17 protein-coding genes are annotated in these 25,913 nt (G+C 56.4%); 12 read left to right on the plus strand and 5 right to left on the minus strand.

Annotation, left to right across the window (positions count from 1 at the left end; all coding sequences use genetic code 11):
• Positions 1-1,280: 1,280 nt before the first annotated feature.
• The 4 genes from RB_RS24355 to RB_RS24375 all read right to left on the minus strand — a co-directional run bounded on the left by RB_RS24355 (position 1,281) and on the right by RB_RS24375 (position 8,302).
• A complete protein-coding gene (locus RB_RS24355; RefSeq protein WP_011123393.1) occupies positions 1,281-2,594 on the minus strand; it encodes a 3-deoxy-D-manno-octulosonic acid transferase in 1,314 nt (437 codons plus the stop codon).
• 145 nt (positions 2,595-2,739) lie between these two features.
• A complete protein-coding gene (gene secA, locus RB_RS24365; protein ID WP_007338547.1) occupies positions 2,740-6,456 on the minus strand; it encodes a preprotein translocase subunit SecA in 3,717 nt (1,238 codons plus the stop codon).
• Positions 6,457-6,526: 70 nt separating this feature from the next.
• The gene (locus RB_RS24370; RefSeq protein ID WP_007338546.1) at positions 6,527-7,390 is read right to left on the minus strand and encodes a Nif3-like dinuclear metal center hexameric protein; all 864 of its coding nucleotides are present in this window, start codon (positions 7,388-7,390) and stop codon (positions 6,527-6,529) included.
• 141 nt (positions 7,391-7,531) lie between these two features.
• The gene (locus RB_RS24375) at positions 7,532-8,302 is read right to left on the minus strand and encodes a hypothetical protein (RefSeq protein ID WP_007328068.1); all 771 of its coding nucleotides are present in this window, start codon (positions 8,300-8,302) and stop codon (positions 7,532-7,534) included.
• A gap of 225 nt (positions 8,303-8,527) precedes the next feature.
• Here RB_RS24375 and RB_RS24380 point away from each other — a divergent pair, with 225 nt between their 5' ends.
• From RB_RS24380 to RB_RS24400, 4 genes are all read left to right on the plus strand, one after another.
• A complete protein-coding gene (locus RB_RS24380; protein ID WP_231845947.1) occupies positions 8,528-10,735 on the plus strand; it encodes a tetratricopeptide repeat protein in 2,208 nt (735 codons plus the stop codon).
• A gap of 507 nt (positions 10,736-11,242) precedes the next feature.
• Entirely contained in the window at positions 11,243-12,685 is a 1,443-nt protein-coding gene (locus RB_RS24385; RefSeq protein WP_164922459.1) for a trypsin-like peptidase domain-containing protein, read from the plus strand.
• Positions 12,686-12,991: 306 nt separating this feature from the next.
• Positions 12,992-13,585, plus strand: a complete 594-nt coding sequence (locus RB_RS24395) for a hypothetical protein (protein ID WP_011123400.1) — start codon at positions 12,992-12,994, stop codon at positions 13,583-13,585.
• Entirely contained in the window at positions 13,585-15,528 is a 1,944-nt protein-coding gene (locus tag RB_RS24400; RefSeq protein ID WP_011123401.1) for a DEAD/DEAH box helicase, read from the plus strand. The genes RB_RS24395 and RB_RS24400 overlap by 1 nt, the downstream gene beginning before the upstream one ends.
• Positions 15,529-15,628: 100 nt before the next feature.
• On the opposite strand, the gene RB_RS24405 is transcribed toward RB_RS24400, so the two are convergent.
• On the minus strand, positions 15,629-15,922 hold the full coding sequence (locus tag RB_RS24405; RefSeq protein WP_231845949.1) for a hypothetical protein: 294 nt from the start codon (positions 15,920-15,922) through the stop codon (positions 15,629-15,631).
• Between the two features lie 63 nt (positions 15,923-15,985).
• Between RB_RS24405 and RB_RS24410 the strand changes: the two genes are divergently transcribed.
• The 8 genes from RB_RS24410 (at position 15,986) to RB_RS24445 (ending at position 25,912) form a co-directional block, all read left to right on the plus strand.
• A complete protein-coding gene (locus RB_RS24410; protein WP_011123404.1) occupies positions 15,986-16,780 on the plus strand; it encodes a CAP domain-containing protein in 795 nt (264 codons plus the stop codon).
• 8 nt (positions 16,781-16,788) lie between these two features.
• Positions 16,789-17,817, plus strand: a complete 1,029-nt coding sequence (locus tag RB_RS24415; protein WP_011123405.1) for a hypothetical protein — start codon at positions 16,789-16,791, stop codon at positions 17,815-17,817.
• Between the two features lie 78 nt (positions 17,818-17,895).
• A complete protein-coding gene (locus tag RB_RS24420; RefSeq protein ID WP_007328057.1) occupies positions 17,896-18,573 on the plus strand; it encodes a hypothetical protein in 678 nt (225 codons plus the stop codon).
• Between the two features lie 74 nt (positions 18,574-18,647).
• Positions 18,648-19,496 carry a sugar phosphate isomerase/epimerase family protein gene (locus RB_RS24425; RefSeq protein ID WP_007328056.1) on the plus strand — a complete coding sequence of 283 codons (849 nt, stop codon included), beginning with the start codon at positions 18,648-18,650 and terminating at the stop codon, positions 19,494-19,496.
• Positions 19,497-19,789: 293 nt separating this feature from the next.
• On the plus strand, positions 19,790-20,569 hold the full coding sequence (locus RB_RS24430; RefSeq protein WP_007328055.1) for an NRDE family protein: 780 nt from the start codon (positions 19,790-19,792) through the stop codon (positions 20,567-20,569).
• A gap of 499 nt (positions 20,570-21,068) precedes the next feature.
• Positions 21,069-21,251 carry a hypothetical protein gene (locus RB_RS24435; protein WP_164922460.1) on the plus strand — a complete coding sequence of 61 codons (183 nt, stop codon included), beginning with the start codon at positions 21,069-21,071 and terminating at the stop codon, positions 21,249-21,251.
• A 168-nt stretch (positions 21,252-21,419) separates the two neighbouring features.
• On the plus strand, positions 21,420-22,709 hold the full coding sequence (locus tag RB_RS24440) for a DUF1559 domain-containing protein (RefSeq protein WP_011123411.1): 1,290 nt from the start codon (positions 21,420-21,422) through the stop codon (positions 22,707-22,709).
• Positions 22,710-23,053: 344 nt separating this feature from the next.
• On the plus strand, positions 23,054-25,912 hold the full coding sequence (locus RB_RS24445) for a PSD1 and planctomycete cytochrome C domain-containing protein (RefSeq protein ID WP_011123414.1): 2,859 nt from the start codon (positions 23,054-23,056) through the stop codon (positions 25,910-25,912).
• Position 25,913 lies beyond the last annotated feature (1 nt).

Raw genomic sequence — 25,913 nt, forward strand, 5'->3', positions numbered from 1 at the left:
TCACTCGCGTTGCTCGGTACGGCCAACCTGGCATGCTCAGCAACGTTTGACATGTGACCCATCCGTAGGCCGGACCGCAGCGTCAGCGGAGTTCCGGCAATCAGTCGGCACGATTTAATTTGGACCGCGCGTTTGATCGCGGGCGTTGTCTTTTGGTGGGTGGTTCACGTTGGGGACCAACGTGCGACAGGTTAGGGTTGGATGCCGTCACTCGCGTTGCTCGGTACGGCCTACTTGGCATGCTCGGCAATGTTTGCCATGTGACTCATCCGTAGGCCGGACCGCAGCGTCAGCGGAGTTCCGGCAATCAGTCGGCCCGGTTTGATTCCGACCGAGTGTTTGATCGCGGGTTTTGTTCTTTGGTGGGTGGTTCACGTTGGGGACCAACGTGCGACAGAATAGGTGTCGATGCCGTAACTCGCGTTGCTCGGTACGGCCTACTTGGCCTGCTCAGCAACGTTTGACATTTGACCCATCCGTAGGCCGGACCGCAGCGTCAGCGGAGTTCCGGCAGTCAGTGGGCACGGTTTGATTCGGACCGGGTGTTTGATCGCGGGTTTTGTTCTTTGGTGGGTGATTCACGTTGGGGACTAACCTGCAACAGGTTATGTGTGGATGCCGTAACTCGCGTTGCTCGGTACGGCCTACTTAGCATGCTCGGCGACGTTTGACATGTGACCCATCCGTAGGCCGGACCGCAGCGTCAGCGGAGTTCCGGCGATCAGTCGGCACGATTTGATTCGGAACGGGCGTTTTATCGCGGGCGTTGTTCTTTGGTGGGTGGTTCACGTTGAGGACCAACGTGCGACAGGTTGGGTTTGGATGCCGTCACTCGCGTTGCTCGGTATGGTCTACTTGGCTTGCTCGGCAACGTTTGACATGTGACTCATTCGTAGGCCGGACCGCAGCGTCAGCGGAGTTCCGGCAATCAGTCGGCATGATTTGATTCCGACCGAGTGTTTGATCGCGGGTTTTGTTCTTTGGCGGGTGGTTCACGTTGAGGACCAACCTGCGACAGGTTATGTGTGGATGCCGTAACTCGCGTTGCTCGGTACGGCCTACTTGGCATGCTCAGCTACGTTTGCCATGTGACCCATCCGTAGGCCGGACCGCAGTGGCAGCGGAGTTCCGGCAATCATTCGGCACGGTTTGATTCGGACCGGGTGTTTGCTCGCGGTTCGTTTTTTGGTGGGTGGTTCACGTTGAGGACCAACGTGCGACAGGTTGGGTTTGGATGCCGTAGCTCGCGTTGCTCGGTACGGCCTACGGAGGAATTTTAGTTAAGCGGCTTTTTGACGTGACTGAACTTGCATTGGAATCAACATCTCAAGCGTTTTCTGATACGCACCTCGGTGCTGGTTGACCAAGTCGCGAGCGGATTGGCCAAGGGAATCGGCAGCTGGAATGTCGGTCAGACAGCGTGAAACAAATTGTTCGAGTTCTGTTTCATTCGCCACTCGCACGGCTGCCTCGGCGGCGATCAATTGTTTCGCGATCGTGTCGAAGTTCTTCGTGTTGGGGCCGAACGAAACGGCACATCCATAACCGGCGGGTTCCAACATGTTTTGGCCGCCGCGATCACCAAAGCTGCCACCGACCGTCGCGATTTGACCGACGCCCCACCAGTGACGAAGTTCACCAATGGTGTCGATCAAGATGACTTCTTCCGATTCCCATTGGTCAGCGTATTGGCTGTCATTACTGCTGCGGCGAACGGCCGACAAACCTTGCGACTGAATCAGTGATGCGACTTCTTCAAATCGTTCCACGTGACGTGGCACCAAAATCAACCGAAGTTCCGGATGCTTTGATCGAAGACGTTGATAGACACGTAGTGCCATCGCTTCTTCACCGGCCTGCGTGCTGCCAAAGCACCACACCCGGTGCCAAGGATCCATCCCCGACCAGTTGATGCGCTCGTTGACCTCAGTCGTGTCACGAGTGCGAGGTGCGTTGTCGAATTTCAGAGACCCCGTGACGGTGACGTTTTCGGATGGGACTCCGCAGGCCACAAAACGCTCAGCGGCTGAGGTGTCTTGGCAGCCAACGGCATCCAAACGTGCGAACGTCGAACGCAGAAGTTTCGCGAATTGCTGATAACGTGCCGCACTGGTTTGGCCGAGCCGACCATTGATGACTCGAACGGAACAGTTCGCTTCCTTGGCACAGCGAATCAGGTTGGGCCACAATTCGAGTTCCGCCAAAACCAATTGCTCGCATCGCAGGTTCTTCAGTGTGCGGCGAACGGTCCAAGTGAAATCGAATGGGCAAAAGAAGACTCGTTCATCACCAAAGTGCTTGCGAGCGAGGTCGTAACCGGTGTCCGTTGAAGAACTGATCGCGAGCGCAATCTCGGGGTGCAGTTTCTTCAGCCGGCGATCCAACTCGGGAAGCAAATTGACTTCGCCGACGCTGACCGCGTGCAACCAAATCGTTCGTTCGGCATCACCGCGAATTTCAGCGGCGCGGTCCGATGAAAGCCCCAACAGTTTTTGGCCGATGCCACGGCGATAGCGACCGTGGCGGATCATCCGATGCAGCACCAACGGCGAGACCGCGGTCAGTGCAGCGGCATAGGCGAAGTTGAGCCACATGATTGCCGTCCTTGGCGGGGAGTGGAACGTTGATGCCGGGTGTTTAAGCGGAGCGGCGCAAGCCGTCCGGTGGTTCGAAACCGGAGGGCTTGCGCCCTGCCGCTAGGATTTGAAACACAGGCTGGAAGCCTATGCCACTTTTTGATCAGCCGTCGCGACGCATGCAGCAGCTCTTGTACTTCTTGCCGCTGCCACAGGGGCACGGTGCGTTTCGACCAATCCGAGGCTCTTCGACTCGCACGGTGTCGACGCTGCCTTCGGCTCGTCCTTCGCTTCCCGCGGCGGCACGTTGTGCAGCGGTGTTGGATTCCATTTGGGCAGCTTGCTGAGCTGATCGGCCTGCTTCATGGGCGTCGTCATGACGCGTTCTCGCGTCGACCCACGTGCTGCGAATGAAGTCATCGTTAAAAGACTCCATGCGGAAAATGAGGTCGGTCACTCGTTCGCCGATTGAATCCCACATGGATTCAAACAGACGCATGCCTTCGCGTTTGTATTCGACCTTGGGGTCCATTTGGGCGTAGCCCTTCAATCCGACGCTGCTTCGCAAATGGTCCATCGTCAGCAAGTGGTTCTTCCACGAGTCGTCGACGATGTTCAGCAGGATCTGCCGTTCCATCCGACGCATCTCGGGGTGGAATTTGTCGTCGACGGCACCATTGACGGCCAAGGTCAGCTCGGCGCGGTTCATTCGCGAAAGGTCCTCGGCGGTGTTTCGATTGCCGAGTTCTTCTTGCAACCAAGTCGCCAAGGCTTCCAGTTTGCCGGATTGTCCGCTGGCAAGTGAGGCCGTTACATCAGCGTCGGCTCGACCGAACAGATCTTCGACTTTCTCGGCGGCTTGAGCGTGCATTCCACCAGAGGCACTGGCGGTTTGCTTGCTGTACTGAATCAATTGAACCTTCAGGTCGTCGCGGTTCAGTTTGACCTCATCGACGCTGAGTTCATGGTTGAAGCGACCGTGTACCCAATCGACCAAACCTTCACGGTCCAGCGAGACTTGGGCACCCTGTTTGTCAGTGAATCGCGAGATGCCGGTCAGGACCGGGTACTCGGCTTCTTTCTCGGTGTAGGCCGCTTCGGCACGTCGGTTGAGTTCCTCGGTAACCTTGCGACGATCTTCCACATCGCGGAATTCTTCCGGCGTGGTTTCGATTCCAAATTTATGGCGCATCCAGGCGCAAAGGACTCGAAGGCCATAGTCGGCCTCCAACAATGGTTCGCCTTCGCTCAGATCCGTCTCTTCGATTTGCTTGTGCGCGTGAGCGATCAACTCGTCGATCATCTCTTCGCGATCTTTGTTCTTCAGCTGGTGGTCTTGGTAATTCGTGCCCAAGTGAGTGTTGGCCCAAGTCGCCATGGCCTTCCAGTTCCACTCGTCTTCCATTGATTCAGGAAGGTTCTCTTCCACGGCTTCGGCGACGGTGACTTCGGAAGCACGTTCGGCTTGATCCTTCGCGTAGGTATCCGCCATTTCGAAATCCATGTTCTGGAAATCGCGTGCGTCCAATTGGCAACCCAACTTTCCGCCGGCGAAGGTCGAGAACGTGTCGACGCCGTAGTTGGGATCGAGGAACGTTTCGACTTGCGATTGAATTTCGTTGTGGATCAACGTCAGCAGCATCTCGCGAGAGCTGTGCCCGTCGAGAAGGTTTTGGCGATAGCGGTAAACGCGTTTGCGTTGTTCGTCCATCACTTCGTCGTACTCGAGCAGGCTCTTTCGAATTTCGAAGTTGCGTTCTTCGACCTTCTTTTGAGCCGCGGCGATTCGGCGAGTGACGAGGGATGATTCGATGGCTTCGCCTTCTTTCATGCCCATGCGTTCCATCATGCTTTTGACAAAGTCGCCAGCAAAGATCCGCATCAAGTCGTCTTCGAGTGACAAGAAGAAGCGGCTGCCGCCGGGATCGCCCTGACGACCGCAACGACCGCGAAGCTGCAAGTCAATTCGACGTGATTCGTGTCGCTCGGTACCGAGCACATACAGACCGCCGATTTCGCGAACGATCTTGCCTTCGGCACTCATGTTTTCGCGTTCGTCGATTTCGTCGACGAGCGCTTTCCATTCGGCGTCTGGCACTTCCAAACGCGTCGGGTATTTGTGTTGCAGTTGAGACCAGGCGAGTGTCTCGGGATTACCGCCCAAGATAATGTCGGTACCACGACCGGCCATGTTCGTTGCGATGGTGACCGCGCCGATCCGACCGGCTTGTGAAACAATGTCGGCTTCTCGGCCGTGTTGTTTCGCGTTCAGAACGTCGTGTTTGATGCCGCGGCGTTCCAGCAGTGCCGAGAGGCGTTCGCTCTTTTCGATGCTGACCGTACCGACCAGAACCGGACGACCGGCACGCTCGATCGCAACAATCTTTTCGTGAGAGAACGATTCGGTTTGCTTCTCGCCTTTGGGCAGCAGTTCAACGACTGAATCGGTTTCGGATTTGATGTTGCCCCAAATCTCCGTGCCGTCTTTCAGAACCACAACGTCCCATTTGTGAGTACGTTCGACGTCGTCGGCGATGGCTTTGAACTTGTCCTTTTCGGTCAAGTAAATCAAATCGGGATGCTCGATCCGTTGCAGTCCACGGTGCGTGGGAATCGCGACCACATCGAGTTTGTAGATCTTCCAGAATTCGTCGGCTTCGGTCATTGCCGTACCGGTCATCCCGGACAGCTTTTTGTACATCTTGAAGATGTTCTGCAGCGAAGCGGTGGCGAACGTTTGTGTTTCTTGCTTGATCGGCACGCCTTCTTTGGCTTCGACGGCTTGGTGCAAACCATCGCTCCACTGCCGTCCGTCCATCAATCGACCGGTGAACTCGTCGACGATGACGACCTGTTTGTCTTTGACGACGTAGTTGACGTCCAACTTGTACAGGTAATGTGCTTTGAGAGCGTTGTCGATCAGGTGCGGCCATTCCATGTTGCCCGCGGTGTAGAAGCTTTCCACGCCGGCCAATTCTTCGGCCGCACGAACGCCTTCATCGGTCAGCGTGACGTTGTGTTGTTTTTCGTCGACGGTGAAGTGTTCTTCCTTCTTCAATTGTCGAGCGACACGATCGGCTTCGCCATAACGCCCCAAATCCAAGTCGGCGGGTCCGCTGATGATCAGCGGCGTCCGAGCTTCATCGATCAGAATATTGTCAACTTCGTCAATGATGGCGTAGTTCAGTGGGCCTTGGCATTGTTGCACTTCACTTGGGAATCGATCGTCGCCCTTGGCGGCCGGACGCATGTTGTCACGCAAGTAATCGAAACCGAATTCGTTGTTGGTTCCGTATGTGATGTCGCACTGGTAGGCGGCTTGTTTCTCGCTGGTCGACATGCCGGACTGGATCGCATCGACGGTCAGGCCGAGGTTCATGTACAGCGGAGCCATCCATTCCATGTCACGACGGGCCAAGTAATCGTTGACCGTGATGACGTGAACGCCTTTGGCTTCCAAAGCGTTCAGGTAGGCGGGCAGGGTCGCGACCAGGGTTTTACCTTCCCCGGTGACCATTTCGCCGATCGCGCCAGAGTGCAGCACCATGCCACCGATCAACTGAACGTCGTAGTGACGCATTCCGAGGAATCGCTTGCCGCCTTCACGGCAAACCGCGAATGCCTCTTCCATGATGTCGTCTAGCGTTTCGCCTTCGCGAAGTCGCTTGCGGAACAAGACGGTTTGATCGCGAAGTTCCTCGTCGGACATCGCCGCGAACTTGGGTTCCATCGCCGTGATTCGGTCGGCGGATTCCTGCAGTTTCGCAACTTGTCGGGCATTGGCGGAGCCAAACACGCTGGTGGCCAGGCTGCCAACACGTTCGAACGTGCTACCGAAGACGAGGCCAAGGAGGTCCCAAAGACGTTCCAGGATGGACATAAAAGATCAAATCAGTGCGATTGGGGGTGTGAAAGCGTGCGGCTTGCGTAAACCATGCCAACTTCCAACGTTACGGGTTCAGAGAAATTGGGTCAACTGCGATCGGATCTCGTTCGCGTTGGCTACTACGGACCCAATTGCCCGACGGGTCCGGGGGCGACGAATCCTGGTCGCCGGCAAAGGTTTCGTGCAGGGGCTGGATCTCACGGAGCAGTTGTTCGGCCAGCGTTTCCATGGCGAAGCGTTCGCTGGCGTGGTGTCCGACCAAAGCCATCGTTAATCCCGTGTTTTCCGCCTCCAAACACGTGTGCAGGGTGGCTTCACCAGTCAGCAGCACGTCACATCCCTTTCGGCGGGCGGCACCAACGAACGAGCCTCCACTGCCGCAACCGATGGCAACACGCCGGATTGAGCGGTCAAAATCGCCGACCAAACGAGGCCGAGTTGAGCCGCACGATTTTGCAGCAAAGCTCAAAAACTCTCTCGCCGTCATCGGCTCAGAAAGCTCGCCGTAGCGGCCCGAACCGAGCGTTGGGTCGTCCAACGACGGAGTCAGGGGCTTGATCGAGGTCAGATCGAGACGATTTGCCCACTGTTCGTTGATGCCCAAACGAGCGGAATCGTAAGCGGTGTGGGCACTGTAAACCGCGATTCCGGCTCGACACAGATTCCAAACCATCGCTGAGGCGGCCGAATCGGTCGTGATCCGAGCCATCGGTTTGAATGGCAACGGGTGATGGGCGACGATCAGATTCGCCGCCAGCTCGGTCGCTTCTTCGACCACCGCCGGAGTGATTGTCAAACAGGTCAGAATCCGGTGGGCTTCCGCCGAGCGGTCTCCCAACAGCAGACCAACGTTGTCCCATTCTTCCGCCAGCTTCAATGGAGCGATGGCGGAGAGGGATTGGCAAATGGATTCGATGGTGGGAGACACAGGATTCGCGACCGTTTGGAGGAAAGGTGCTCGGGGGAACACACTTTACGGACGGCGAATCATTGTGGGAACAACGAATCCGAGCTCGAGGAGGCACGCGTTTCTATACAACGTGCCTCTCAAACCGGCTTTTGTCTTAAATCAGAATCCGCTGAATGGATCGTCATCGCCCGTAGGGGCAAATGGGTCGCCGTCACCAGCGGGCGCGAACGGGTCTGCCGGTGCGTCGCCACCGTCAAACGGGCTGGCACCACCGTCGGCGGGAGCAGCGGACGCATCGGCGGGGGCAGCTTCGGTGGCCAACGGATTGTCCATCGCACCTTCGAATGCATCGTTGGATTCGACCACGGCGTCCTCATTGGCCAGATCGTCCGCGAATGGATTGTCGTCCGAGGCGGGAGCGGGTGGAGGCGTGGCACCACGTTGCATCGCCGGGGCCCGCGAAGGAGCGGAAGGCTGGCCTTGAGCGGAAAGCTCATTCGAACGGATTTGCGAGCGGGCGGCGCCGGTCGCGAGAGCTTGCAAACGAGCCTTTTCGCGGACGAGTTCGAGTTTCAGACGCTGCGAGCCTTGAATTCGAGACAAGGCGCGACCGATTGATCGCGAGTCGCCGCCGCGGGCTTCCAGCTCGGCACCGGTTTGCCAATCACCTTCGGCGTATCCCATTCCGCTGGCGTTGGCGGCCAGCCCACGGAAGTAATACGCTCGCGGGTCACGGATGTTGTTATCGATCGCCATCGAAAGCAATTCGTACGCCTTGCTGTAGTTTCCAGCGTTGTAGGCGTGGACACCGCGACCGTAAATTTCTGCCAGGACAGCAGATTGAGCGGTGGCGGTATTGGTCTGAGTGGCGGTCAGAAAGCCAATCGCCAAAGCGAAAAGGAGAAGTGGCGAGGCAAAGCGAATCTTCATCGCGACGGGGACCCTGTACGAAAGGCGGATAGTTCAACAACAGACCGTTGCAGCTTAATTGTCTGCCCCGGGGGAATCAAACAAAACGTTGAAGCGTCTGACCCAAAGTGGAGATGTCACCGTCAATTGTCACGGGTGAGAGCCCCGTGTGGTCGTCCCAGGTTGCTACAATTCGGAATGCGAATTTTTTTGGACCGGTTCTCTCGTTCACACGAAGTCCTAACGATGCGAATCCAAAATCCCACCCGTCGACCTCTGAAGATGGTGGTTTGCTTCCTGGTGGGGAGCACGCTGCTCGTCCCATTGGCGGGTTTGCTCGGGCCCGGTGGCGGATCGTTTGTCAGCAACACGGCGATGGCCGATAGCGAATGGCTTCGAACGGTGCCCGTCGTCGATGATGAAGAAATTGCCGAACTGATCGAGGGATTGGGATCACAAAGTTACGCGACTCGTGTGCGTTGCCGTCAACGATTGTCGAGAATCGGTTTGGCCGCTTTTGACGCGTTGCGACAGGCCCGCGACCATCCCGACAACGAAATTGCGATTGTGGCTCGCAAGTTGACCAGCGGTGTCGAGGTGCCTTGGGCGGTCAGTACGGACTCGCCAATCGTTCAAGAGATTCTCAATGAATATGGTTCACGTTCCGTCTTGGCCCGCCGACAACGCATCGGACGATTGGCGGCGCTTCCAACGATGGAGGCTTTCCCCGCGCTGGTGCGTTTGACTCGTTATGAACCCGAGCCCAAGCTCAGCCGTTTTGCGGCGATGGCTTTATTAGCACAACCTGTTCGGGCGACGAATGAGTTGCGTTCCGAATGGACCACGGCAAATGCAGATGCGAATACTGCGGGCTCGCGAGACGATTGGTTGGGACTGAGTGCCTACGATCGGTCATTGATGGTGACGCACTTGCAACAAGTCTTCGCCAAGGACACTGAGTTCAGCGGTCAGTGGATGCTCCAGTACGCAAGCGAGTTGGAATCCGGACGTTTCGAACCGGAAGGCTGGGCCGAGCTGATTGAAGCGATGGAATCCAGTTGGGACATCGATGAAGGTGCGTCGGAACAAAACGCGGCTCGTGGTGCGATTGCTGCCGGAGCGACGATCAGCGGCGATGAAATGTTTCGACTGACTTGGTTGAACGCGGAGAGGGCTCGCGTGCTGGGACAGATCGACGATGCCTCACAATTTTTTACGCGGCACATCGATGTGATTCCGCCACGCACACGAGAGTTGACCGATGCGGCATTGTGGGCGATTGATCACAGGTTGTTTGATGTCATCACAGCGGCGCACGCCAAGCATCAGTCACTGTTCGAGAAGTCGCCTTCGTTGTTGTACGCATCCGCCGAGGCGTTGTTGGAATCGGGGCAGCCGGAGTTGGCTGTTGAACGAACCGAACAGGCGTTGGCATTGAACCCGGTGGTCAATTCAGAAGACCCAGAACAACCACAATTGCATCCCGTCCTGCTGGAAAGTCATGCCAAGGCTCACTTGCGTATCGCGGCAAATCTAATCGAACGTGGTTTGTCGGATTGGGCTCAGGCCGAGTACCGCAAACTGATCGATGAATTGCCATTGCACGATGTGGATTCCACGACAGCCCGTTGGGAGTTGTCCGAACATCTCGCGGAGTTGCAGCAGCCTGCTGAAGTGGTCGCTTTGTTGCAACCGCTCGTGGATCGGATGGAGAAAGACGACGACTTTCGGCACAAGTTGATGGCTCACGATTTTGATTATCAGTCGCTCCGCAGTCATTTGGATTTTCAGGCCGGACTGGATTTGGCGAACAAAGGCGATCCGGCGGCTGCCAGCGAACGGATGCAAAACGCTTTCTCAATGAACCCAGAGAACATTGATATTTTGATCGCGATGTATCGCCTGGATTGGAATGAAGAATGGAAGGTTGATGTGATCGGCCAAATTGAATCGGTATTGGCTGAGATCGATGAAGACATCGATGAGACGCAGCAAACGTTTCGCGAGACCGGCAACGGTCGTCCGGGACGCCAAACCGCGATTCGCGAAATGTTGTTGGCGAATTTCTACAACCAATACGCTTGGTTGGTGAGCAATACCGAAGGCGACTATGACCTAGCTCTCAAACGCAGCATCGAGTCGTTGGAGATGAGCCCCGGCAGCGACGCGTTGCTGGATACATGTGGTCGTTGCTATTACGCGGTGGGGAATCTGCCCGCCGCGATCGTGACTCAGCGAAAGGCGGTTGAGTTGACCCCGAACTCTCCTCCGCTCAGACGTCAGCTCAAGATGTTTGAAGAGGCTTGGTTGGATGCGAACCCGGGCAAGTCACTGCAGGAGCTTCCTGAGGTCGAGCTTCCAATCGCAAAAGCTTCGCCGCAGGAGCTAACCGACCGGCAACGTCGACTCGGTGTGGTACCTCCCGATGGACCCCTGAGTTTTTTGGACAATTGAGCGCAGTTGGCTCAAGTTTGGCCACTCCTTCGTAGCGAATCGCTGTCACAGGTGAGTCAATCCGCTCGTACCCAAGTGATTCGTTGACGAACGCGATCCGGCGAGTCGATTGGCCGGCGTGCAACGCTCTCGTACCGCAACCGGTCTCGCGGCCTTGATGAGGTTTTCTTACCGCAATGGCATGTGTTTTTTGAGAATTTGGCTTCAACCAAATCTTCGATTTTCCGCCGAATGTGAAGTTTGGCAAACCTTGCGGCGCGGTCTCTGACTGATCAAGCGACCTTGCGGCGATGTCCGATGGTAACCCTCGTACCGGTCACTCCGCTTGCTTCCGTTTTGTCGGATCGGGCGAGTGACATCACAGGAGCGACGCTCTGTTTTCGGCAGTGTGTTGTTCTGGTTGTTTCAATGACTTCCGCTTGATTGCGTGAGTGCGGGGATTGCATGCGTTGGTTTCTAAAACATTCGCCTACACGTCACGGCGTGTCGGCGCATCGTTCCCCATCCATGGGTGTGTTGCTGTCGATGGGGTTGCTGGCGGGATTGACCGTTGGTACCGGCGGTGATGAATCGGTGCGAGCCGATGATTTGCAAAGCGTAACGGCGACCAGCTTCCGCAGCAGCGAAGCCAGTGTGCGTGACACACGATCGACCGGTCGGTCATCGCGTTCGTTGCGTGAAACGCCTACGGTGACCGCGATTCGTCGTGCATCACCATCGGTGGTGAACTTGCACGGTCAAAAGACGATCCGAACGACCGCAGCCAGCATGGCGGGCGGGGCACCGGATTCGTTCCGTCAAGTCAATGGCATGGGCACGGGGGTTGTCATCGATCCTCGCGGCTATGTGATCACGAACTATCACGTGGTCGAAGATGTCAGCGAACTCAACGTGACGTTGCACAACGGCGAAGCCACCCGGGCGGACTTGATCGCATCGGATCCGCAAAGCGATTTAGCGTTGGTGAAACTGCGTGGCCAAGGCCCGTTCCCGACCATTCCTCGCGGACACAGCGACGATTTGATGATCGGTGAAACGGTCATCGCAATTGGGAACGCGTTTGGTTATGTGCACACCAGCACCGAAGGCATCATCAGTGCCCTGCACCGTGATGTGCCGGTCAATGAGACACAACAGTATCGCGATCTGATTCAAACCAGTGCTGGCATCAATCCCGGGAACTCCGGCGGCCCGTTGTTGAACATCGACGGCGAAATGATTGGCGTCAACGTTGCCGTTCGTGTTGGTGCCCAGCAGATCGCATTTGCGATTCCAATCGATCAAGTTCTCGAAACCGTCACCGAGATGATCAACCGTCACAACAACCGCCGAATGGTGATTGGGATGGACGGATCCGCCGTTTCTCGCGGTGGCGTGCAAGTGACCCGTTTGTCCGAAGGCGGGTCGGCTCACCAAGCCGGTTTGCAGACGGGCGATCGCTTGGTGCGAATCAATCAACAAAACATTGCTGATCCACTGAACTACGAATTGTCCGTGTTGGAACTCGGCCCGGGCGATCCGATGCAAGTGGAATTTGAACGCGACGGTGAGTTCTTTCAAACTCAATTGGCGACCGCGGTGACGTCGCAAGAGTTCGGTGACCCGGCCGCGGCACTTGCTTGGCAAGTCGTGGGTGTGTCGGTGCGACCGGCGGGCGAGTCGTTTGTTCGCCGCATGAATTCTCGACTGCGAACCAACTACCGCGGCGGTTTGATTGTCACCGATGTCCGTGCCGGTTCCGCTGCCAGCGAACAAGGCATCACGGCTGGCGATGTTCTGCTGGGTATCCATGTTTGGCAAACCGCCGGACTGGAAGATTTGGCCGAGATCCTCGACCAACCCAACATTCGACGCGGTTCCAAGGCCAAGTTCTACCTCGTTCGGAAGGACCAGACTCTATATGGCCATCTTCAATTAGCTTCTCAAGGAAACCAACTGACGCGACGCTAGTAGGTGAGAAGGAACGATTGGGAAAAGCAACGACACCGTTTGGCTGGCAGCTCTGGTTACCCGATGGGAACCGCGGCGATTGCCAAAGTGTTTTCTTTCAATCGCCAACGTTTTTATCCGCTTGAAAACGTGCTTTCGTCACCCGAGTCACTCATAGGTTTTCAGATTCACCGATCGATTCGTCCTGGGACGAACGAGTCGGATGCATCTCCCGCAGATGCATCGGGCTCGTTCGTCGACCCAGCCGGGACGTGATCGATCGTCCATTCGCCGAGTGGGCGGACGCAGTTGACACCCGCATGTCAATTGCGTCCGTTCGCCCGCGAAACTTTCCCGACTGAACCAACCATTCATCTGACCGAATCCACGATGGAGTCGAAATTGGCACCTGCGACGCTTGGTTATTTCACGATCGTTCAACAAGAACGCACCGGATGGACGGGAGGATTGCTCGTTCTCAATGGAGGCGGACGTCCCTTGGAATTCCAGTGCACGTTGCCGCTGCGTCCATCCAAGGCTCACGAAATTTTGTTTGGCAACACGCTGCGTCAGCATCTGATTTGCGATGTCATTGGCCCCACGCTCCTAAAGAAGTGTCGCACGCCGATCTCGATGCTGATGTGCGAGCAAACTGAGTCGCTGCGAATGGCCGATGCCAGTTGCACAATTGGGTTTGTTGCCACGCCGGAAAATGATGGCAAGGCCTACGTGTCTCGAGAACCCGATGGGCATTGTTCCTTGAAAGTCTGCGGCGCATCGGTGTTGGTTGCGATGGAGCAAATGGAAGCGGCTGAACAAGTCGCTCAGCAGATGGGCGACTTCCCCGACGTGATTGAACCGTTCGAACGAATTCGTGAGGCGATCCGAGAGGCTCAATCCCAAATATCGAGGGCGGCGTAGTGTGGTTCCGAAAATCGTCACCGGTTTCTGCTGATCCACTCTCGCCATCGAGTTCGACGCCATCGTCCGCAACCTCGGGCAATCTATCGGACGACGTGACGCAGTCGAATGTCGCGTCGCCGACGCAAACCCGACCGTCGGCTTCATCCCAACGACCCGCGATGACGTGCCAGGTCGATGAAGTCAACAGCTGGGATTGCGCGACAGCCTTCGAGTTGGAAACAAGCGAGTGGACTTTGCCGGCGTTGCAACCGATGCGCGTGCCGATCAAGTTGCCACCGCTTGTCGCAAAGACAACGGGATTTCTGTTCCCGGAATCAGCGTCTTGGATTCCGAAGCCAACCGAGAAACCCACCGACGCGGTTGCCGGTTCGATTGGTCCCGAAGGATCGGGCAAATCCGAGGCCGAACAGGGTAGCAAGAAGCGTTGCAAGTCGATCGGCAAACGTTCGCGAATCAAGCCGCCAAACGACATCGTGAAGCTGCAAGATCGGTTGTATTACCTGTTGCAACCGCCACTTGATTTGTTGGTCGGCAGCGGGCAATTGAATTTCCCGTTTGAACCGTTTCCTTATCAGCTCGACGGAATTGCTTTCCTGTTTCCTCGCTACGCGTGTGTGTTGGCCGATGAGATGGGACTCGGCAAAACCATGCAGGCGATCAGCACGATGCGGATGCTGTTGTGCAGCGGTGAGCTGCGCAGTGTGCTGTTGGTTTGCCCCAAGCCATTGGTCAGCAACTGGCTTCGTGAATTCAGCGTTTGGGCGCCGGAGATTCCGGTGGTTGCCATCGAAGGCAACGCGGCCAAGCGAGAGTTCCAATGGCGTGAACCCAATGTGCCAGTCAAGATCGCCAACTACGAATTGTTGATGCGTGACAAAGACATCGTGCTCGAGGGCGGCTTGCACTTTGACTTGGTGGCCCTTGACGAAGCCCAGCGGATCAAAAACAGCAACAACACGACCAGCGAGATCATCCGCGCGATCCCTCGCACCCGATCATGGGCGTTGACAGGGACACCGGTCGAAAACTCGCCGGATGATCTGGTCGGCATCTTTGATTTTCTCTCGCCCGGATATCTGCAAACCGGGATGCCCATGTCGCAGATGGCCGGCATGGCGGGGGACTACATCTTGCGACGCACCAAGGACATGGTGCTCGATGACATGCCGCCCAAATTGTATCGCGACGCCGATGTGGATCTGACGCCCGAGCAATGGGCTCGCTACGAAACGGCTGAAAAGGAAGGTGTGGTTCACTTGGAGGAGTTGGAGGAATCACTGACCGTCCAACACGTGTTCGAATTGGTGTTGCGACTCAAGCAGATTTGCAATTTCGATCCGGTGACCAATTCGAGCGCCAAACTGCAGCGACTCGAAGCCGACATGGAAGAGGTCGCGGCCAGCGGTCAGAAGGCGATCCTCTTCAGCCAGTGGACAAAGACGATCGACAAGATGCGACCAACGCTCGAACGATTTGGTCCGTTGGAATACCACGGCAAGATCCCGCACAAGAAACGCGAAGGCGTGATTGAACAGTTCAAGAACGATCCCAACAGCCACATCATTTTGATGAGTTACGGGGCCGGCAGCGTTGGGTTGAATCTTCAATTCTGTCGCTATGTTTTCTTGTTTGATCGATGGTGGAATCCCGCGATCGAAGATCAAGCGATCAACCGCGCTCACCGAATTGGTGCGGCCGGCAGTGTGACTGTTTCGCGAATGATGGCGGTCAACACGATCGAGCAACGAATCGCGGCGGTGCTGGACCAAAAACGAGAAATGTTTGACATGCTGTTCGCTGATCAACGCGATTCATCAAAGAACGCAGCCGGCGACGGTCCGGCGAAGTCTGGGCCGTTGTCCCAAGCCGGTGGATTGTCACGAGACGAGATCTTTGGGCTGTTCGACTTGCGAGCCCCCGGCGGCAAAAAGGTGGCCTGAGCTTAGGCCTGCATAGGAGGCGTGTTGAAGTGGTCGTGGCTGGATTCGCAAGAATTCAGAGGTTCGCGTTGGTTGAGAGTCCGAATTCTGGCGAATCCGGCTACGAAGGCGAAGTTGCAGCAATTGGGCGAGTTTGCGCACTGACAACAAGGCTCGCCGCACATTTGCTTGCAGCAGGTTTGCCTAGTTTGACAGGTGGTTTCGACTCACCCGAAAGACATTCAAAACTTCTTTGAGCGATCGCACTTTTTCTAAGTGGTGAACGGATGGTGACTTCCGTCACCTGCAATTTTCGTAAACCAATCTTCAGATCGCTTTCTTTCAGAAAAGGCCTTTTCGCGATGCGGGTTATCGCAATGGTTCGCGGCAACGGAATTTCGCCGGTGCCACGCACGGATGTGACTCGTACTTGGACCATGGATTGGCTCCACCGGCTCCTTCTCTTTAGGAGTGTTGAATGTCTCGATTGATTGAAGCTTCCCGTCTGCCCGAACTGAATTCGTTGGTCGAACTCATCCAAGGCTTTGTGCCTCGACTGTTCGTGCCTCATCTGCCCGCCTTGATTGCGATTGGTGGAATCACTTGTGGCTCAGTGTTGGTCACGCCAACTGAATCACAGGCGGCCAATGGCAGAGGCGTTCAGGTGACAACGATCCCGACGGGATCTGGTTGCACCAATTGTGGCCAAAACCGCAACGTGGTGACTCGTGCGCCAGTTTCCAGCCGAACCGTTTCAGTCGGAACTCCGGTGCAGCACGGCCAGGTCATTCATGGCGATGCTGTTGTTCAGAGCACCCCGGTTTTTCACGGCAACCAAGTCATTCACAACGGCGGAGTCGTTCACTCGGGCCAGATCGTTCACTCGGGCCGAGTCGTTCATCAAGCGAGCAAGCCGACGGTGTTGCCGGCATCGCATTCGGTGTCCGGTTCACATCTGCTGGGCGGTGCCGTTTCGAATGTCTTGACGACTTTGAACGCACAACGGTCTCGACAGGGACTACGTGGTCTTGCGTATGATCCGCAGTTGCAAGCGGTCGCGGAACGGCGTGCTCAATTGATGGCGTCGACGGGTTTGAAAACTCATCCATCAGGATCGTTTGCCCCCGGACGCTATGAGGGCGTCGGATGGAGCAGTTCCCACACGCCCGCCGGAGTTTCGGCTTGTTACACCAGCGATCCCAACATGCGAGTTGCAGGAGCCGCGATGGCGCGCGGTCGCGATGGCGTCTACTTCTGCGTCGTGTATCGCTGATTCCCGCGATGGTGATGGCCGTCGCTCTGGCTGAGTCGGCGGTTGTACCATCGGGTTCGATTGGATGTCTGGCGCGGTGCAGTGGGCAAGCACCGCTGACCGCGCCGCAAATCTTGCCGGCAACCAGCGTCGAAATGACGCCCGATCAAGCACGCCAATCGGTTCAGTGGCTGGCGGATCAACTTCTCACGCATGTCCCCGATCGCTTTGACGGCGATGATGATTGGGGCAACACAAAATCGTTGTGGGCGGGCGTGAAAGTCCGACGCGAAGGTTGGAAGCTGAAAACCAACCGGCGCCGCAAAGAGGTTCGTCATGGACGTTGGGTTCGCTATGACGTCACGTTGCCGGCGCTTTCCAAGTCAGAAATTGCCACGCCAAAAATGGATCCAGCGGATGTTGCGACCGGCAGCGATGGACAAAGCCGCGCCGTCTCAGCTGCGGGATTGTTGTCCGGATTCGCTTGGCCGTCCGCCCTGCCCATCAGTGCTTCGTCGCCGCGATCTGACTCTCCGCTCGCGCAGTCTCCACTCACCATTCGATCGGTCGTCCCTTCCACAACGCCTGCCGGCAATCCTGGTTGGCTCGTCGATGCGGTTGTGCGAACACCCGCCAGGTTTCACATTCGGCTGGAACGTTGGAACCTGGGTGTGCAGGCTTTTAGTATCAGCGTCGATGGCACGATGGACGTGAACCTGGAGTGCCAGTTCGTGATGGGCATGTCCGCCGACTACAGCGAAGTGCCTCCCGCGATTCAGTTGGATGTGAACGTCGAACATGCCAAGATGCGAATGGATCGATTCAACGTCGAACGAATCAGCAAGCTGGGTGGTGACGCGGCCGAAGAGCTGGGCAACTTGGCAGAGGACACTTTGATTCGGTTGTGGCTCAAGAAAGAGAACACTCGTTTGGCCGATCGTTTGAACGAAGCGATTGCGAAACATCAATCCGACCTGCGGTGGTCGATGATGCAATGGTTGGGACAATGGCACTCAGCATCGTTGCCATCATCAGATGCGGACAGCACCACTCGCTGACCATCTCTGACTCTTCTACGAACGCGGTCGGATTTCTGGCATCGTTCGAATACTCCAGCCGATCACCAACCCTCGCCCATGAACTTTCTCTGCCACGCCATTCCATACTTGGATGATCCGGTGATGGCGGTCTCGACAGGCATCCCAGACTTCTTGTCCGTGATCGATCGCAAGATCCGAGCACGCGGACGATTGGCGGCTCCATTCATCGAGGATTCCGATCCGGTGCTTCGGCAGGTCGCTCGCGGCGTGCTGGCACACATCGACGATGATCAGTGGTTTCATGGGGGCGAGACGTTCGCGCGGATGAACCTCGAATTTGCGGTCCAGTTGCGAGACCTGTTGCCAGGAGACGCCGGGTTTCGCCCCAGCTTTGTGGGGCACATTTTGATAGAGATGTTGCTGGACTCGAATGTGATCGAGGATCGGCCCGAAATCGGTGACCGGTACTACGCTCTGTTCGATCAGATTCCTGAGGACGAAATTGCGGCTTCGGTTCAGCGAATCACTGGGAAATCGACGGACAAGATTCCCGCGACGATGCGGCGGTTCGCTTCCACCCGGTTCTTGTACGATTACTTGGCCGACGACACACTGCTGATGCGGCTGAACCAGGTCATGGCCCGAGTCGGGCTGGTGGCATTGCCCAATGCCGTTCGCGATTGGTTGCCAAAAGCACGCCAAGAGGTGCGACTTCATCACGCACGTCTACTCGCCCCCGGAGGTCGTCCGATGGCCTATCCTGAGCTGAACTAGGTTGTTCCGGTCGATCAATCCGAAACGAAACTCCGTTGATATCCCCTTTCGAGAACTCTGTAGAGAAGAACATTATGAAGTACGGCATGAACCTGCTGTTGTGGTCCGGCGAAGTCACCGAGGAAATGCTGCCCGTTTGTGAGCAGCTCAAAGGAATCGGATACGACAGCGTCGAATTGCCAATGTTCAATCTCGATTTGGACTACGCCAAGATTGGCAAGCGTCTCGATGAGATCGGATTGGGGCGAACCGCTGTCACGATTCGTGGCGAAGAAGACAACCCGATTTCGTGCGACGCCGCGGTGCGAGCCAAGGGCGTCGAGTTGAACAAGAAGACGTTGGATTGCTGTGCGGCGGCTGGCGTTGAGATTCTGGTCGGCCCTTATCACTCGGCAATCGGATTGTTCAGCGGTGCCGGACCCACCGAAGATGAATGGAAGTGGGGCGTTGAATCGATGCGAGCAACCGCCGAATACGCCGAGACCGTTGGCGTGAAATTGGGCGTCGAAGCTCTGAACCGTTTTGAATGCTACTTGCTGAACTGCCACGCCGACTCGGCCCGCTTTGCTCGCGACGTGGATCACCCATCCTGTGGAATGATGTACGACACTTTCCACAGCAACATCGAAGAGAAGTCGATCACCGAAGCGATCCAGGCCGGCGGTGACAAATTGTTCCACATTCACATCAGCGAAAACGATCGCAGCACGCCGGGCAAAGGTGGCGTGAACTGGAAAGAGAACTTCGACGCGATTGTGAAGTCGGGCTATGACGGCTACCTGACCATCGAAGCCTTCGGGCTGGCTCTGCCGGAAATCGCCGCAGCGACCAAGATTTGGCGGAAGATGTTCTCCGACGAGCTGACACTCGCCAAAGAGGGCCTCGAGTTCATGAAAGCTGAATTGGCCGCACGGAACGCCTGATCTGAAATCAGCTGATTTCGGGCCTTTCCGATTCACGGAAGGCCCGAAATAGACTGCCTAAACGGCAAACAGCACCGGTTTCGGTCGATCTCCCCTGACCGGCCGTCTTCCGCGCCAGATCAGAGAAATATCTACGAAACCACCCATGCGGGGGTGTGGTGCCGGATTTCGCGTGGCTACATTGTTCCCACGTGTATCGCACCAGGCTCGCCGGGGGGTCCCCGATCAATTGGCGAGAGATCACGTGCGTGAGACTGGAAATCACCGATCTTTGAAAGTTGGATGTCTCCCAGATGTGCTTGCTTGCTGTTCAGTACCGTTTGGTTCCCGAAAGTCCCATCCTCGTTGCGGCCAACCGCGAAGAGTATGTTGACCGACCGAGCCAAACGCCGTCCATTCAATCCGGTAAACCACGCGTGTTGTGTGGAATCGACCAAAAGGCCGGTGGAACTTGGTTGGGGGTAAACCAAAACGGTTTGTTTGTTGGTTTAACCAATCGTGCCACCGCGACTCCTTTGTTCGGACAACGGTCTCGTGGCCAATTGGCGATGGATTTATTGCGTTGCACTTCTTCACGTCGTGCACTCGAAAAAGCCCACGCTGAGTTCGCCAAAAATCGTTACGAAGGTTGCAACATCATCTTGGCAGATGCCAAGGCTGGTTTTGCAATTCATGCTGACGAGCGACAAGAAGTCGTCGAGTTGCAAGAAGGCCTGAACATCATCGGGGCTCGCAACTTGAACGACCCGGACGACGGACGCGTTCAGTTGGCTCGCCGCCTGTTAACCCTTCAGACGCTGGACTCGCCAGTGAAGTTCCTGGCCGTGGCCAGCAAAGTGTTCGCACGTTCGCCGGTCGGCCAAGGTCGACCAAGCATGGTCATTCGCAACGGTGACTACGCGACCGTCAGCAGCACGCTGATTGCGTTGGGCGTCAAGCCACGCGATGCGATTTACCAGTTCAGCAGCGGTGCTCCGGACGAGAGCAAGTACGAAGACTACTCACCAATGTTGCGAGACATCCTCAGTCGCGGTCTACGAGAAGCTCGCACCAAAGCCAAGGTCGGCTCCTGATCCTTTGTTGAGCTGACTTCGGCTGCCATTCGAAATCACATCACGCCAATGCTGCAAGCCTTTGCTGCATTGGCGTTTTTAATGCGCCAGTAGCTCATCGCGATGAAGGCAGAGGACGTCCTGTGAACGGCTATTTGGCTGCGTTTGCAAAAGTTTCGGCCAAAAACGAAAAAAATGTTTTTCTGTGAGTTTTCCTCGGGGAAATCTCACACCCTCGCATCTTTCGTTTTCTACCGATCTTCTCACGGCCGGGGCTAAGATAACGAGTCATTGCGAGACTTACGCATTTTCTTCGTATTGAGCGAATGCTGCGCCATTGCTGGATGATGCCCAGCTGCCCCCCAGCTTGAGTTTAACTTCTCCCCTGCGATCCTCCATCATCGAACTCGATGTCGTGGAAAGTCGCCTTGAGTGCCTGCAGTGACAGCACGGGCACCATTGGTGGTTCGCGTCCGTTGGCAGCGGGCGTCTCTGTTCTCTCTTTCGATTGGTACGGACGATGAAACTGGCTTCTCTGTTTGCAAAGTCTCTTTTGGCACTCTTGTTGGTTGGCGTTTGGGCTGGTTGCGAAGCCGAGCCGACGGTGATCCCCGAGGATGAAGACGAGTTCGCCGCCTATGACGCCGCAATGGCGGGGGCGGAAGCGGAGGCTGCTGAGAACGCCGACGAAGTGGCTCCCTGACGGAGTAGGCGACGCAAAGCCGTTTCTGTTGAGCTTGCAGGCTCGTGCGTCTCGGCTGATCCACGCTGACATCTTTCGGCTCGAAATTTCTGGCTGAAAGCGATCGCTGATCTTTGTTGTCACCATCGGCGATCTTCATTCTCTCTTCTCTTTTTTGGAATCGGTGAAATGTTGATTCACAAACGCGGGCATCTGTTTCCGCCGCATCAGAAAGGCAAGCGAAGCGTCTCCTTCAGTGGCTTCACGCTGGTTGAGTTGTTGGTCGTCATCGCCATCATTGGCGTCTTGGTTGGGCTCTTGTTGCCGGCCGTGCAGTCGGCACGCGAAGCTGCTCGGCGAATGAGTTGCAGCAATAATTTCAAGCAAATTGGCTTGGGCGTTCACAACTATCACGCGGCTTACAACCAGTTTCCGATGCATGGCACCGGAGCGACGAATGAAACGAATGATTTGTGGTCTTTGGCCGATGACCATGGAACCGCTCCGGCTCCGCCCATCGGATTCAGCCGCCACATGCTCAGCTACATGGTCGGGATTCTGCCATTCATTGAACAGCAAGGCATGTGGGAACACATTTCAAACCCGCTGACCGACGAAGCCAATCGGACTTGGCCCGCCATGGGACCAGCACCTTACGCGGTTCGTTATTTGCCATGGCGGACCGATGTTCCGACCTATCGATGCCCCAGCGACCCGGGACGTGGACTGCCGACGGTCGGGCGAAGCAACTACGCCGCCTGCACTGGCGACGCGACCAGCCGAACCCAAATCGGTGGTTCGCGGTTCAATGGTGCTCAAGGTCGTTGGCGGTACCAAGATGAAAATTGGTTGATTCGGCAGTGCCGAGCCAACCTTCGCGGCGTCTTTGTGCCTCGTGGGAACACTCGATTCCGAGACATCCTGGACGGGACATCGAACACGATCATGTGTGGCGAAATCGTGACGGACTTGGGTGACCGAGACATCCGCTCCGCCGCTTCGCTTAACAACGGAGGCCACGGCGGCCAGTGGGGAAATGGCATCATGGGAAATCCCAAGACCTGCGAAGACAACGCCTTGATCGATCCGGCTCGTCCGAGTTTCTGGTTGGCCAGCACGACGGTCAGCGGTGGTGCCACGACACGTGGCGGACGATGGGCTGACTTTCGTCCGCTCTACTCGCAGTTCCTTTGCATCCTTCCACCCAATAGCGAAGTTTGTTTGGGCGGGAATCATGGCACGGAAGGCATCACAACCGCCAGCAGTCGGCACCAAGGCGGTGTGCACGTGTTGATGGCTGATGGTGCGGTGAAATTCATCACCGACTCGATCGAGGCCGGGAACAGCCGGGCGGAAACGATTTGGCATCGCAACGCTACTCAGGAAAGCAGCAACCCACCTGGCGCAGCCAGCCCGTATGGATTGTGGGGGTCCTTGGGGACTCGCGCCGCACGCGAGGTGATTGACGAAGAGTTCTGACTCTCGGTCTTAGTCCTCACGCAACTTTGCGTTTTCTTTGAAACAACAACGCCCGGCGTATCGTCTGATATGCCGGGCGTTTCTCATGTTTCGCCGATTTAGCACGCTTTGACGGTGCGAAATTGTCATTTGCTGAGTTGCAAGGTTCCGCTTATTGTGGTCGGGACCGCTCCCTTTGTCGGTATTACGGCGTTCGGCGATGCCATTGGGAGAATGACACTCTGGGGGCTAGCCCGCCGGAGGTCGACGGTTCTGAACGCAACTCACCAGTGCCATCTTTCATTGACTTGCTGCAAGACTTTGCTAACCGACAGTGAAGTTGCCTTTCCTTTGTTTGTCTGCTCATGACACAACGATTTTATCTCTTCTGTATTGCTGCCACTTGGCTTGGAACCGGTTTCGGGACTTGGTCGTCCGCGAATGCCGTCGACTTTGCCGATGACATTCAGCCGATCTTGAACGAGCACTGCGTGGCCTGTCATGGCGGTGTCAAACAAGCCGGTGACCTGTCGTTCATTCATCGCGACAGTGCGCTGGCGGTGATCGAACCGGGCGACGTCGATGGCTCTTACATGATCGATCGGATTCTGGCGGATGACGAATCGGAGATCATGCCACCACCGGAACATGGTGCGCCGCTCACTGAAGAAAAGATCGCCCTGCTCAAGACTTGGATTGAAGAAGGTGCCAAGTGGAAACAATCCTGGGGCTATGAGCCTCCGGTTACCCCCGGAGTTCCTGACGTTGCCAGCCCGGACGCTTGCCGTCAATCGATTGATCGCTTCGTCCGCAGTACGCTCGAAGAACAAGGCATCCAGCCCGCGAAGGATGCCCCGCCGCACCAATGGCTCAGACGAGTCACGTTGGACCTGACCGGTGTGCCACCAACGCTGGCCGAAGTCGAAAGTTTCAACCAAGCCGCGAAGGAACGTGGCGATGCGGCGTACACCGAAAAGGTGGATGAACTGCTTCAGTCATCGGGCTACGGCGAACGCTGGGCATCGATTTGGCTCGATCAAATTCGATATGCCGATAGCCGTGGCCTGGGTTTGGACGGACGTCGCAACGCGTGGAAGTATCGCGACTGGGTAATCGATTCGCTCAACAACGACATGCCGTTTGATGAGTTCACGATCAAGCAAATCGCTGGTGACTTGTTGCCGGATCCTTCGGTCAACGATTTCTTGGCAACCACGGCCAGTCGTTTGACTCAGACCAATGAAGAAGGCGGCACGGACGACGAAGAGTTTCGTATCAACGCGGTGATGGACCGAGTCAGCACCGTTTGGCAAACCTGGCAAGGCATCACGTTCGGTTGCGTCCAGTGTCACAGTCACCCGTACGACCCGATCGAACACGAAGAGTTCTACGAGTTCATGGCATTCTTCAACAACTCGGTCGATTGCGACCTGAGTGGCGAAGAGCCTTTGTTGTCGGTGCCGCTGGCCAATGAAGATGAGGAACGTGCGTCGGAACTGGATCGCCGAATTCGTTCGCTCAAGCAATCGATTTGGCACCAGGAATTTGAAGCGGTCAGCGACGACGAATTGGACTGGAAGCACATCGACTCCATGACCGCGTCGGCCACCAAGCAAACCAAAGTCGACGTCGAAGAACGCGATGGGCGGACGGAGTTCTACACGATCGACACACTGTCCAACGGCACCACGATTTCGCTCGAATGTGAGATGCCTGAGTCGGCCGACAAGCTCACCGCCATCCGTCTGACACTGTTGCCTCGCAATCCCAAAACCGCACTGGCGGATTCCGAATGGGGATTTGTGCTGTCGCATTTGAACGCGGTCTTGATTGGCGACGAAGACGCCGAGACGCAAATCGAATTCTCTCACGTCATCGCTGATGAACCCGAACCGCTGAAGCATGCTCGATCCAGCATGGATCCGAAGAACAGCGACGGATTCGCGGCTTTCACTCGCATTCACCATCCTCGCGTGGCCGTGTTCTTGTTGAAGGAACCAGTTGAGGTCCCTAAGGGGGCAAAGCTCAAGCTCGATATGAGTTGCCGGCAACAAGCCTTGGGGGCGTTCCCCTTGGTCGTTCGTCGTGGCAGTGTTGATGTTTGCTCGGACGAAAAAGCTCTGCTTGCGTGGACGGATACGGACTTGAAGGCACAGCGTGATGAGCTGTCTGAGTTGTCAGGCCAGCGACGCAAGATCCCTTCGGTTCGCATCCCAATCATGTTGGAACGTCCCGAGCATCTGGCTCGCCCCAGCCACGTGTTCATTCGCGGTTTGTTCCTGACGAAGGATCAACAAGTCCAACCGGACGTGCCTAATTCAATGCCACCCATCGCGGGCGAAGGTCCGTTCAACCGGATGGATTTGGCGAAGTGGTTGGTGGATCCGAGTAACCCGCTGACGGCACGCGTGACCGTCAACCGCATCTGGGCTCGTCTGTTTGGAATCGGTTTGGTTCCGACCGAGGAAGACTTTGGTTCCAGTGGCGAACGGCCGACGCATCCTGAGTTGCTCGATCACTTGGCTCTCAAATTCCAGAACGAGTACGACTGGAGTTGGAAGCAACTGATCCGATCCATCGTGTTGTCGAGCACCTACCGACAAGACGCGGTCATGGATCCCAAGTCGGACTTGGTCGATCCGCAAAACCGATGGTTGGCTCGTGGGCCCCGCTTCCGCATGCCCGCCGAAATGGTTCGCGATCAAGCCTTGTTTGTGTCCGGATTGCTTTCCCCGGAAGTGCACGGTGCCCCTGTGCATCCGCCGATTCCCGATGGCGTTTGGAAGCCTTTTCAAGGTGGCGACAAATGGAGCACGCCGGATGTCGGTGACCCCGATCGCTATCGTCGTTCGATTTATACCTACACCAAACGCAGCATCCCGTATCCGATGTTCGCCGCGTTCGATGCCCCTTCTCGTGAGTTCTGCACGCCACGGCGGTTGCGGTCCAACACGCCTCTGCAAGCCTTGACGACACTCAATGACGTCACGTTTGTGGAGTGCATGCAGGCACTGGCAAAGAAGATCGAGGCGATGGATGGGGAACTGGAAGAGCGTTTGGCGAAAGGTTTCCAATTGGTGACTTCTCGGTCGCCAACGTCCGCTGAGCAGAAGATTTTGGTGGCTCTGTACGAGCAAGCCAAGCAACAGTCCGAGCAAGAGCAAGACGCCTACGAAGCTGTCGCGTCTGCCTTGTTGAACCTCGACGAAATCATGAGCAAATAAG

It is taken from the genome of Rhodopirellula baltica SH 1, assembly GCF_000196115.1.
In the GTDB taxonomy this organism is placed as follows: Bacteria; Planctomycetota; Planctomycetia; order Pirellulales; family Pirellulaceae; genus Rhodopirellula; species Rhodopirellula baltica.